This is a genomic window from Streptococcus thermophilus, assembly GCF_010120595.1.
Classification (GTDB): Bacteria; Bacillota; Bacilli; order Lactobacillales; family Streptococcaceae; genus Streptococcus; species Streptococcus thermophilus.
The window spans coordinates 1793497-1806325 of record NZ_CP038020.1 but is presented as its reverse complement, the minus strand read 5'-3'; the positions used below and the strand labels follow the sequence as shown (position 1 = coordinate 1806325).

5 protein-coding genes and 2 pseudogenes are annotated in these 12829 nt (G+C 37.8%); 6 read left to right on the top strand and 1 reads right to left on the bottom strand.

Annotated features, from left to right (window positions below; translation table 11 throughout):
• Positions 1-41: 41 nt before the first annotated feature.
• Positions 42-1147: pseudogene (locus tag E3C75_RS09480) on the top strand (IS3 family transposase).
• A 32-nt stretch (positions 1148-1179) separates the two neighbouring features.
• Here the strand turns inward: E3C75_RS09480 and E3C75_RS09475 are convergent.
• Positions 1180-1595: pseudogene (locus tag E3C75_RS09475) on the bottom strand (transposase); the annotation flags it as partial.
• Between the two features lie 712 nt (positions 1596-2307).
• Between E3C75_RS09475 and E3C75_RS09470 the strand changes: the two are divergent.
• From E3C75_RS09470 to E3C75_RS09445, 5 genes are all read left to right on the top strand, one after another.
• A complete protein-coding gene (locus E3C75_RS09470) occupies positions 2308-4401 on the top strand; it encodes a glycosyltransferase (RefSeq protein ID WP_111679659.1) in 2094 nt (697 codons plus the stop codon).
• Between the two features lie 1086 nt (positions 4402-5487).
• A complete protein-coding gene (locus E3C75_RS09460; protein WP_111679657.1) occupies positions 5488-8052 on the top strand; it encodes a type I restriction-modification system subunit M in 2565 nt (854 codons plus the stop codon).
• Positions 8052-9335: a restriction endonuclease subunit S gene (locus tag E3C75_RS09455; RefSeq protein ID WP_111679656.1), complete on the top strand. Its 1284-nt coding sequence runs from the start codon at positions 8052-8054 to the stop codon at positions 9333-9335. The genes E3C75_RS09460 and E3C75_RS09455 overlap by 1 nt, the downstream gene beginning before the upstream one ends.
• Positions 9336-9368: 33 nt before the next feature.
• Positions 9369-12491, top strand: coding sequence for a type I restriction endonuclease subunit R, EcoR124 family (locus tag E3C75_RS09450; protein ID WP_111679655.1), 3123 nt, complete (start codon positions 9369-9371; stop codon positions 12489-12491).
• Between the two features lie 157 nt (positions 12492-12648).
• Entirely contained in the window at positions 12649-12795 is a 147-nt protein-coding gene (locus E3C75_RS09445) for a hypothetical protein (RefSeq protein WP_162173386.1), read from the top strand.
• The last annotated feature ends 34 nt before the right edge of the window (positions 12796-12829 follow it).

The window sequence follows — 12829 nt, the reverse complement described above, 5'->3', positions numbered from 1 at the left end:
TTTATAAAGTGTTCTACACTAAAGAAAAGAGGAGAACAGATATGTCTAGAAAAATTCGCCGTTACTTCACAGATGACTTCAAACAACAAATCGTTGACTTGCACAATGTAGGTAGAAAACGCAGTGAACTGATCAAAGAATATGATTTAACACCCTCAACCTTCGATAAGTGGGTTAAACAAGCAAGAATAACTGGTTCCTTTAAAACTGTCGATAATCTGACAGGTGAACAACGTGAGTTGATAGAACTCAGAAAACGAAATAAAGAGCTCGAAATGCAATTAGACATTCTAAAGCAATCGGCAGTGATTATGGCACGAAAAGGGAAATAATCACTGCTAACAAGGATAAATACAGCATTTCAGCCATGTGTCGTTGGTTGAAGATTCCTCGCTCTAGCTATTACTACAAAGCTGTAGTGCCAGTATCTGAGGTACAACTTTAGGAAATGGTGAAGCGCATTTTTCTTGACAGTAAGTCCAGATACGGCGCTAGGAAGATTAAGAAATGTCTGGAAGCACAAGGGATTACCTTGTCTCGCCGTCGGACTCGTCGCATCATGAAGAGATTGAATTGGGTTTCTGTTTACCAGAAGGCTACCTTCAAACCGCATTCTAAAGGGAAGAATGAAGCACCAGTTCCGAATTTCTTAGAGAGACAGTTTAACCAAAAAACCATTGGAAAACCTTGTGACGGACTTAACCTATGTTCGTGTTGCCAATCGTTGGGCTTACGTTTGCTTTATCATTGACCTCTTCAACCGTGAAATTATTGGCCTATCTTTTGGTTGGCACAAGACTGCTGACTTGGTCAAAGAAGCCATTCAAAGCATTCCCTACGCTCTCTGACCAAGGTCAAACTCTTCCATTCTGATCGTGGTAAGGAGTTTGATAATGCCTTGATTGATGAGATGTTAAAAGCCTTTGGCATCACACGTTTGCTGAGTCAAGCGGGTTGTCCTTATGACAATGCGGTAGCTGAGAGTACCTATCGCTCCTTCAAACTGGAGTTTATCAACCAAGAAAACTTCCGCTCTCTGGAAAAATTAACCCTTAAAACTAAGGATTATGTCCACTGGTGGAATCACCATCGCATCCACAGCACACTTAATTACCAAACACCCATGACTAAAAGAGCAATCGTTTAACAAAAACACTTTATAAATTTTGCACAGAAAAGTATTGCCTTTTCAAGGTATTGTCTCCTTAATTGAGTTTTAGATGGATGTCGGTTAATCCGTTCATAATAACTTGATTCAGGAACATCAAGGAGTTGACAGCTTAGTCTGACATTGAGTGCTAAAGTTTGTATGGTTTGAGTCATATCCGCAGCACTCACTTCTTTTTCTCGGCGAATATGGTCAATACTTTTTTTAAGATGTCTCGTTCTTCCTTAACTTTAGCCAGTTGTCTTTTTAATTCTAGAAAATCAGCTTTAGAGACGGAGCTTTCATTAGATTTAGAGCAGAGGTCTATCCATTTATAAATTGTTGCAGGGGCCACGTCGTATTCTTTAGACAGTTGGGTGACGGATTGACCAGAATGATAGAAGGCGATAAGGGTTTCTTTAAATTCTTTTGAGTAGCGTTTTTTCATGTTTTTGTCCTTTGTCTAAATTATACAATAGTGACTCTAAGATTTAAGGATAACATCACCACTATAAAAAATATAAGCTATTTTTTTCTCCTAGAAATAAGTAGTTTTGATTTTACTTCAATTACAAGCATTATACGCTTATAACACTCATTCTTATTATATCACTCAGAAATAATGAAAGAAGAGTAAAATAAAAAATTACGAAATTTAGTAAAATTAGACAAAGGAAAATTATGTAATATCTATATTTAGCAAATGGTGAGTAGGCAAGTCTATTTTGTATCGCTTTAACAGTATAAGAAAGACTGTATTTTTTGATTTGAAATATGGTTAAATTTATTCGATTTTGGAATTTGAAAATATAAGTTTAGGAAGAAAGAGATAGTTTCACATCTGAGCTATCTCTTTTTCTATCCACTTATTTCAATCTTCCTAACTATCAGTTTTTTTCTGAAAATAAAAGGAAATTAGTTTGAAAAAAACCTCTCATAAAAAAGCTAATCTATTAGAAAACTAAGTGATACTATGTTATAATTTAACATGGTTAGGTCTCGATAAAATCAAGGAAAAAGTGTATAGAATGTGTTTCCGGCCCTTATATCTTGGGACCGTAAAATACTTATCAGATTCTTAGACTGTTCCTTGCTATCTTATGAAAGTTTGAGACAGGAAAATAAAAAATGTACTAGCTAGAAAAAATAGGAAATAAAAAATGACAGAAAAAATTTCCGTAATTATTCCCGTTTACAATGTAGAAAATCAACTCCAGACCTGTCTAGACAGTGTCTTGAGTCAGACCTATCAAAATCTTGAAATCATCCTTATCAATTATGGATCAACAGACAATAGTGATGCCATTTGCCGTAGTTATGCCGCTAGGGATTCTCGCATCCTCTATTTTAAAAAAGATAATGGAGGGCTTTCAGATGCTCGCCATATTGGTATTCGTCAGGCTAAGGGAACTTACGTCACCTATGTGGATGCTGAGGATTGGGTAGAGCCAACCTATCTGGAGGAACTTTATAAGACGCTTCAGGCTCATAAGGCGGATATCGCAGTAGCCAATTACAGTGTCTATAAGGAATCGGAAGATCTCTTTTATTTTTATATCAAGGATGAAGATTATTATGAGCAGGTTTATTCACCAGCTCAGATTATTGATGGACTCTTTGAAGAAACCAATAACATCAATATTGCTCTGATCTCAGCCACTGGGAAACTCTACAAACGTTCCTTGTTTAATGACTTGCTTTTCCCGAAAGAGCATGCAGGAGAGGATGGTTTTTTCAACCTTAAAGCCTATCTCATGAGTGAGCGTACGGTTTATCTCAACAAGGGACTTTATGTATATCGTGAGAGTCCAGAGATGCCATCAGCGACTTGGATGCAAGACTGGATGATGACCTTGGTTTATGCCATGGAAGAACGCTTGGCTATTGTTGCTAGTCATGGTTTCCCTTTGGAGAAATACATGGTCACCTACCGTCAGATGCTAGAGGCTTGCTTGAAAAATGTGGAGGAGCAAGGTCTCAGGGATTCTGATGCTTACCGCTCCATTCAGGAGAAATTCCAGGTCTTGAGTTTAGCTCCTCAACGTTATGAGACTAAAAAGCGTGCTATTGTTCTTGCGGCTAACTATACTTATGTTGACCAAGTGCTTACGACTATCAAATCCATCGTTTTCCATCATCGTAACATTCGTTTTTACTTGATTAACGATGATTTCTCTCAAGAGTGGTTTAGAGGACTAAACCGTCATTTGGCTGCCTTTGGTAGTGAAGTGATTAACTGTCGTGTGGATAGTAGTCATATCAAGCAATTCAAGACTAATAGCAACTATGCAAGCTATCTTCGCTATTTTGTGGCGGACTTTGTGTCTGAGGAACGAGCTCTTTATTTGGACAGTGACATGGTGGTTACCGGTTCTCTGGAAGACCTCTTTACCCTTGATTTGCAAGGCCGTCCTTTGGCTGCTGTACGTGACTATGCTGTTCAAGGTCAGGATCGTCAGGCAATGTTTGATGCAGGCTTCATGGTGATTGATACGGCTTATTGGAAGCAGTACAACATGAGACGTCACTTAATTGACATGACTAGCGAATGGCATGATAAGGTACCATTTGCGGAGCAGTCAATTCTTAATATGGTTTTTTGTAACAACTGGTTGACGTTGTCCTTTGACAACAACTACGCTGTGACCAAGTCTAGTCTATCTGGTTACCATTTGCCAAATGGTCAAGACTATCCTAAGGTTTTACACTATACTTCACACCGTAAGCCCTGGTTACCTTTGGCTTGCCAAGCTTATCGCGAGGTCTGGTGGTTCTATGCTCAAATGGATTGGTCAGGGGTTGCCGAAAATGCCGCTTTATTGCCACTTTCAGAGGACATGATTTATCCTAAGGGCCGTCCATTTACTTGTTTGGTCTACACCAACATTTCAGAAATCCCTCATTTGACGGACCTTATCTTGGCTCTTCCTAAGGTACAGTTTAAAATTGCCTCACGCCAGCATGTGACAGACAAATTGGCCCAATTGATTACCTATCCAAATGTGACAGTTTACTCAGCCATTGCAGGTTTAAATGGGCTAGATTTGGAATTGGTGCGTACTAGTGACTTGCTTTTGGATATTAATCCAGGTAGAAAAGTAGTGGAAATTCTTGATGCCTTTAGGTTTGAAAACAAACCAATCTTAGGATTTGAGGACCTCAAGTCAACCAAACATAATCAGCAAACCTACTCAAGAGATCGTTGGAAGGAGATGGCTGAGACCATTCGCCAGATGCGTAAGAAGAGTCTGTAATCCATTATTTGGATAAGTGGGCTGCAATTTAGTTTATGTCTCATTTCTAACGACATAACATCAGCCTGTCTATAGGGCAGGAAATAGGAGTAACAGTAAAAAAATTAGTCAATCGATAATCACCAAATGTGTGTTATGGACCATCTTTTTCCTCTTTATTTATTGTTTAGGAAATCGCTTGGTTCTACCATTTGTGGATTTGAAAAATACAAATATCTTTGGGGGATCCATGGGTTCCTTGGGTTTCTCTAGTGCCATGATGGGTGTGAACCTCAGTTCTATGTCTCTTTTTTCAGTAGGCTTGTCACCCTGGATGTCAATGCATTGATGGTTACCTCTATTACTTCAAGGAAGATGGTAGCCAATCTAAGAGGGAAAGTATCGAAAAAATGGCATTAAATATTACTATGAGCCATAATCAGGTATTCTCGCTAACGGTCGCTACCTCCAAGTAGGTGATGACCAGTGGATGTACTTTAAACAGGACGGTTCACTGGCTATTGGACAAGTTCGTGCTTCTATCTAGACTTCTTTCGAAATAGTCTTGATAGTAGTCTATGAAGAGTGTAGAATCTTTTTCAAAAAAGGATATAGGTATGCTCACCAAGATAGCATTTCTTTCCGAATTTGATGATAGTATAAATCAAATGTTAACCTTGAGAAAAGTAGGACTCATTAAGAAGCGAATCAGAAGAATTTTATTTATTATCAAGCAGAAGTCGTTTTCCTTTGGCTTGTTTTCCAGTTGGATCAAAGTAGCATTTTTGATGATTAATAATCTGATAATAATATAGACGGTGAGAATATTTTTGATGTGATCGCGAACGGAGGATGGGCTACAGGCGCCTCTCATAAGAACAAAATACTGATAGAATTCCAATAGAATACAAAAAGGACATGTTTCTGACTAAAGCAGATTCATGTCCTTTTTGTATTCTATTGGAAAAGGTCTTCCTTATGTTTTCATTGCTTTCATGGTATAATCAAGAGGATATTATCTTGGAAATGTTACCATAAGCCTAGGTAACAACATTTTTAGAGATAGCAATTTGCAAACAAAATGGTAAATAGTAAAGGGAGACTCAAATGATTACGTCAGAAGAAATCAAAGCACGTCTGTGGAATGGAGCTACCGAGCTTCGTGGTTCAATGGACGCTAGCCGTTACAAGGACTACATGTTAGGACTCATGTTCTATAAATTTCTGAGTGACAAAACACTCAAGACCTTTGCGGAACTATCAGGGCTTTCTACTGATGTGGACGTGTTTGAGGAATATCAAAAGGCACACGAGTTATACGAAAAAGATCTTGAGAAGATGATCAGTGATAATTTAGGATATGTAGTCAAACCTAAGTACTTGTATCAAAAATGGCTAAATGACATGAATACAGGACAGTTTGAAGTTCAGACGGTTACTGAAAGTCTAGGCGAATTTGAACGTAGTGTCGTTTCAACAGACGAGACAGATGATTTTAATGGTCTTTTCTCAAGCTCAACTTTGGATTTGTCTGATACAGCTCTTGGTAGTGACTTGAATACACGAAGCAAGAACATCCAGGCACTTATTCGTCTATTTGAAGACTTGGACATGGTTGCTCTCCAAAAGAGTGATATTTTAGGGGATGCCTATGAGTACTTGATTGGGCAGTTCGCTATGGAGTCTGGGAAAAAGGCTGGCGAATTTTACACTCCTCACCAGGTTAGTGAAGTCATGGCTCAGATAGTTGCGACAAATAAGTCTCTAACCTCTATCTATGACCCAACCGTTGGTTCAGGCTCACTTCTTTTGACTGTAAAAAAACATCTATCTGAAGAGCAGCAGAAGGTTCTTAGCTATTACGGACAAGAAAAAAATACAGCGACTTACAACTTGACACGTATGAACCTCTTACTTCATGGTGTACGTCCTGAGAAAATGAGCATTAAAAACGGTGATACCCTTGCACAAGACTGGCCAGAAGATCCTGAGCGTCCAGATGAAGGTGTACAGTTCGATGCGGTTGTTATGAACCCACCTTATTCGATTAAGAATTGGAACCGTGTTGGCTTAAAAGCTTCAGACCCACGCTTTGAAATTGTAAGTGTACTACCTCCAGATTCAAAAGGGGATTTTGCCTTCCTACTTCATGGGCTTTATCACCTATCAACTACTGGTACAATGGCTATTGTGTTACCTCATGGGGTGCTTTTCCGTGGAGGTGCAGAAGGCGAGATTCGTCAGAAGCTCATTGAAAAGAATCAGATTGATACCGTTATTGGTCTACCAAGCAATCTATTCTCTAATACAGGGATTCCAGTATGTATCATCATTTTGAAGAAAAATCGTGACTTGAATGAGCCTGTTCTCTTTATTGATGCTTCGCATAGCTTTATTAAAGTAGGGAAGCAAAATGTCCTTCAAGAAAAAGATATTGCTAAGATTGTAGATACATACAGTAATCGTACAGAAGAAGAAGGATATAGTCATTTAGCGAGTCGAAAGGAACTCATCAGCAATGAGTTTAATATGAACATTCCTCGCTACGTGACAGCTATAGACAATGAGATTGCTCACGATGTTGATGCCCACTTATACGGAGGTATTCCAAAAGCGAATATTGAGAACTTGAAGATTCTCAATCAATTAGTACCAGATGTTTTAGAACAAGCCTTCACTGAAAAGCGTCCTGGCTATTTGGCTTTAAACAAAACGATTGATGCATTTTCAGATGAGGTGTTATCTAGCACTGTCGTTCAAGAGACAATGACACAAGTGAAAGAAACAGTTGAAGCTTATCTGAATACCTATTGGACCCAGTTGCATGAGCTTGGTAAGGAACGTAGCTCTAGACAGGTTAAAGAAGCCATGTTAGCGGATATCAAACATCAGCTATCAGCCTTTGAACAACTTGACAGTTATGACGGCTATCAGATGATTGCTGAGATTTGGACTAATAGTCTTGAACATGACTCAGAGTTTATTGAACAGTTAGGATTTTACCAAGCTGGTCGAACACGTGAGCCTAATATGGTCAAAAAAGGGAAGAAAAAAGAACCAGTTCAAGACGGTTGGAATGGGGTTGTTGTTCCAAATAGTCTTATTGCTAGTGAGTTTTATGCCAAAGAGTTAGCTGAAATTGAGGCTTTCAAATCACGTATTGTTGAAATTGAAAGCGAAATGAGTGAGCTTGTAGAAAATGCTAAGGTAGAAGATAGTGATGAGTACAATGCACTCTTTGACTCTCTTAAAAAGAATGAAGAGGGTGAAGCCCAAGACAGTTTTGAAGGCAAGTCGATTAAAGATAGTTTGAAAGAGGCTGAAAAAGGGTCTCTTGAGTATGACCTTCTAAAGAAAGTCGATGACTTGACCAAAGAAAAATCAGCTGTCAATAAAAAGATTAAGACCAAAGAGCAAGAGTTGAAAGAAGTAGTGGCCGATCGCATTCTTCAATTGACTGATGAAGAAGTAGATCAACTCCTTTACAAAAAATGGTTTGGTTCAGTTATCGAAAAAGTGGAGGACTTAGTAGAATCCTCTCTTAAGTCTGAGATTGCAGTGATAGACGAATTGAACAAACGTTACTCTGAAACATTAGATAGTCTAGATGATGAAATCTCTAAACTGGAAAAAGAACTGGAAGCAATGATGAAGGAATTGGTGGTGCTTTAATGACGAATAGTAAACATCTACCCAAAAGACGGTTTAAAGAGTTTGAATTAGATGGTGAGTGGGAAGAGACAAAGTTAAGAGAACTATTTCAATATATAGGGAATGCATTTGTTGGAACAGCTACACCGTATTATGTTGAAAGTGGTCATTTTTATCTGGAATCAAATAATATTAAAGATGGGCAAATAAATTACAATACAGAAGTTTTTATAAATGATGAGTTTTATCAAAAACAAAAGAATAAATGGTTGCAAACTGGTGATATGGTGATGGTGCAATCAGGTCATGTTGGACATGCTGCTGTAATTCCTGAAAATCTTAACAATTCTGCAGCTCATGCTTTAATAATGTTTAGAAATCCTTCTGAAAATCTTGAATCACATTTTTTAAATTATCAGTATCAAACTACAAAAGCGAAGGAAAAAATCAAGACGATTACAACCGGTAATACGATACAACATATTCTCGCTTCAGACATGAAGGAATATAAAGTTTACATTTCGAATATTAAAGAGCAGTTGAAAATTGGAAAATTTTTCCAAACAATCGACTCTCTCATCACCCTCCATCAGCATAAACTTGATAAACTCAAAAATCTAAAAAAAGCCTATCTCTCAGAAATGTTTCCAGCTGAAGGTGAGCGCGTGCCGAAACGTCGTTTTCCTGGTTTTGAAGGTGAGTGGGAGCAAGACCTCTTAGGAAATATAGTTGATTTCTCTATAAAAACGAATTCTTTTTCACGAGAAAATCTAACGCACAAATCTTACGAAGTTAAAAATATACATTATGGTGATATTCTAGTAAAGTTTCAAAGTGTTTTAGATCTAAAACAAGATAACTTGCCGTCAATAATTAATTCTAGTGTGTTAGATTTTAGACATTCTCTTCTTCAGGATGGTGATGTAATTTTTGCAGACGCTGCAGAAGATTCAACCGTTGGAAAGGTAATAGAAATTAGAAATATTATGAGTAATAATGTGGTGTCTGGCTTACATACAATTGCTGCCAGACCGAGACAGTTATTTGCTCCATATTATTTAGGCTATTACTTAAATTCTGATACTTATCACAATCAAATATTGCCTTTAATGCAAGGAACAAAAGTTAGCTCTATCAGTAAGTCTAATTTACAAGTAACTGAAATTAGATTTCCGAAAATTGATGAACAAAAACAAATTGGAAATTTTTTTAAAAAGTTAGATCAATCAATCTCTCTCCAACAACAAAAACTAGACAAACTAAACGATTTGAAAAAAGCTTATTTGAATGAACTATTCGTGTAACGTCATCTCCAGTTTGATATAGAAAGGACACCTATGAGTAATACACCCAAAAATGCTTCAGAAAAGGCATTTCAGGAAAATTTCGTAAAAGAATTAACGAAGTTTAGGTGGCAAGCTCCCGATAAACTTAATGGTAATATACATAAAGTAACTGTTCAAGACCTTATTAATAACTGGCGTGATGAACTAAATCGTATCAATGCGGACATCTTAGAGGGTGTTGCCTTGACGGATAATGAGTTCCAGCAGGTTATGGCGAAGGTCAAACAGATATCAAATAGTTATGAAGCCGCAAAGATCCTATCAATGGAAGGTTCAACGGGTAAAATCGACGGTATCTATCGTGACAGTCACCCAGATGTTACTAGACGACAAATCACCCTAACGATTCTGAGAAAGGCTCAAGTTAGTGGTGGAGACTCTAATTATCAAATTGCGCGTGAAGTACAGACTGACTATAATAACCGATTTGATATTGTCCTATTAATTAATGGACTGCCATTAATTAATATTGAGCAAAAACGTACGGATAAAACATTAGACGAAGCCTTTGGACAATTTAAGCGTTATTATCGTGATGGTGAATATACCAATAACTTCATGGCATTTTCACAAATGATGGTTGTGACAAGTGAGATTGAAACACGTTACTTTGCGACACCTAAAACACTCAACGATTTCAACCCTGCTTTTGTATTCCACTGGTCGCTTGTGAGAAAAAGTCAAGTTGATGGTAAGTTCTTGGGTCATCGTATTCTGACTGATTATCGAGAGGTCATTGAACATTTCTTAAAGATTCCTATGGCCCATCAAATGGTTGGGGATTATTTGATAATAAATGAAGATAAATTTGAAGAAAATCGCCGTCATATGTTGATGCGACCTTATCAAGTCCACGCGTTACAAGCCATTGAAAAGGCCGTTTTTGGCTCGCCAAATGATAGTATACCGCACGGTGGTTTTGTCTGGCATACAACTGGTTCAGGAAAAACCATCACAAGTTTTAAGACAGCTCAGGTTTTAGCCACTCGAACGGAGTATGATAAGGTAGTCTTCTTATTAGATAGACGTGATCTTGACGACCAAACTTCAGAAGCTTTTAAGGCTTATTCTGTTTATGAATCGGTAAATGTGGATGATACAAAAAGCACCTATCAACTTAGAAGACAATTGATGTCTGCTAAGAGTGGGATTGTTGTTACAACAACCTTTAAACTATATAACCTCGTTGAAAGTCTTGTTAAAGGACAGGATGATAGCCTAAAAGAGAAGAAAATAATCTTTATTATTGATGAGGCCCATCGGACAACTATGGGTGGTATGATGGCTAAAATTAAAGAGTATTTCTTTCAAAATGGTTTGTTCTTTGGTTTTACCGGGACACCCTTGTTTGATGAAAATAAGGCTAAAGGTAAAGTCAATGAACGTAGCGAGCTCATTAATACGACTGAAAAGCTCTTTGGCCCCTTGCTCCATCAATACACTATCGATGAAGCGATTGCGGACGGTAATGTCTTAGGTTTTCATGTTGATTACATCAATACAGGCGAGTTTAGAAATTATGATGAACTCCGTGAGCAACTGATTGAGACCTTATCTGAGCAACACCCAGAAAAAGGTGAGAAAGCCATCGCACGAGAGGTCTATCAGTGGGATGATTTGGAGGTTGAAAGCAAGGCTGCAGAAGAAGGTATCTTAATCTACCAAGATGAGACTCATATTCCACGAGTAGTTGAAGAAGTGCTAGATGGTTGGCAGGAACAGTCTCAAAACGGAGAGTTTAATGCAATCCTCACGGCTGCATATAAAGAGCGTGTAATTGCTTATTACCATGAATTTAAGAAACAAATTGCTGAGAAATTTAAAGATGGTGAAGCTAAACCCAATGTCGCCATGACGTTTAGCTTTGGAAACGAGAATGATCCAGATAATATTGCTCAAGAAGTCGTTGATGAGATGTTTGAAGATTATGCTAGTTTTACTGGTATTTCCTTTGTTCCTGGTAATAAGACTCATGGTGAAGCAGCCTACTTTGAAGATGTAACAGACCGTATGAAACGTGGGGGCAGTGGTAGAAACCCTAAGAATATCGATATTCTTATTGTTGCTGACCAATTACTAACAGGTTATGACTCAAAACGTATTAACACCCTTTATGTTGATAGACGTCTTGAACTTCAAGGCTTGATTCAGGCTTATTCTAGAACAAATCGTGTTTTTGGTTCTTCTAAAGAATTCGGAACGATTATTAATTTCCAATATCCAAGAATGACACAAGAGCTTGTTAGGGCTGCCCTTGAACTTTATGGTAGCGGGGGTAATAATAGTAAAGTTATCGTTGCTAAGTATGAGGATGCTGTCGATGAACTGAATAAGCGAATGGTTAATCTCATCCAAGAACTTTCAGACCCAACACGATGGATAGACCTACGTGACGATGAAGACGGCAAAAAACGATTTAAAGCAGCATTCGAAGAAGCTGCTAAACAGTTAAATGTTGTTAAACAATATTATGAATTTGTCTGGGATAATAAGCGTTTTGGCCTTGATGAGCATAAGTGGCTTCAGTATATAGGTGCTTATAGAAACCTTTTCCCTAGAGGTGGAGATGGACCAGAAGAGGAAGTCATTAGAGAATTACAAGGGAGAACTAAACTTCAAGGATTTCAAGTCATTGATGCTCAGAGCATCCTAGAGTTAATTGGAAATAAGACGACAACAGAAGGTGGTTATATTGTAATCAATGATAATAATTTGGTCTTAATTCAAGAGCAAATCCAAGAGTTGAGTAACCTTGGGGAACATGAAAAGGCTGAGTCTTTGAAACGTTTTGTTAATGAAGAATTACGAGGTGGTCACATTCCGGCTACTAGCAATTTTGATGAAGCCTTTCAGGATTGGCAGGACAAACAACAATTCAAAGAAGTTAAAGCATTTGCGTCCGAGTGGGGGATTGATGCTGATTTACTTAGTAAGTCGCTTAAAGAGTACAGTCTTATCAAGCCAGAAGAGATTCCATTTCGTGATGATATCTCTAAAACATTGGATCCTGATAAAGCTACCAATACCTTTGCAGGCAATAAGTTGATGCTTAATATGAAATTAGGTCCTGTTCTTCAAAAATGGATGCGTGAAATCAAACAGAAATATAAGTAATAACTCAAATAAAGAGTCAGGATTTTTCCTGGCTCTTTGAATTTTGAGAGGTATCATAGGCGATATAAAGAACGGTTATTATACACTAGGTTTCTTTCGGGTTGAAATTGTTTAAATGGTATAATAGTGGTGGGAATGGAATTAGGAGGGGATGACTATGCCTAAAAAACTACTTTTTGCGGTTCTGATGGTTGTCTCATTGTTCTTATGCAGTTCGGCTGTTAATAAGGCAATTACCTATGATAATGATTTCATCATTTCGTTGGCTGGGGGGTTAGATAAATGGTACCCAAGAACGTTTTGAGGTATTATGTGAAGCTCAAAAAGCTGAAAAGGAT

What these genes read in the sequence shown, in the direction of transcription:
- E3C75_RS09470 (WP_111679659.1), top strand. Translation starts at nt 2,308, where the DNA reads ATGACAGAAAAAATTTCCGTAATTATTCCCGTTTACAATGTAGAAAAT.
- E3C75_RS09460 (WP_111679657.1), top strand. Translation starts at nt 5,488, where the DNA reads ATGATTACGTCAGAAGAAATCAAAGCACGTCTGTGGAATGGAGCTACC.
- E3C75_RS09455 (WP_111679656.1), top strand. Translation starts at nt 8,052, where the DNA reads ATGACGAATAGTAAACATCTACCCAAAAGACGGTTTAAAGAGTTTGAA.
- E3C75_RS09450 (WP_111679655.1), top strand. Translation starts at nt 9,369, where the DNA reads ATGAGTAATACACCCAAAAATGCTTCAGAAAAGGCATTTCAGGAAAAT.
- E3C75_RS09445 (WP_162173386.1), top strand. Translation starts at nt 12,649, where the DNA reads ATGCCTAAAAAACTACTTTTTGCGGTTCTGATGGTTGTCTCATTGTTC.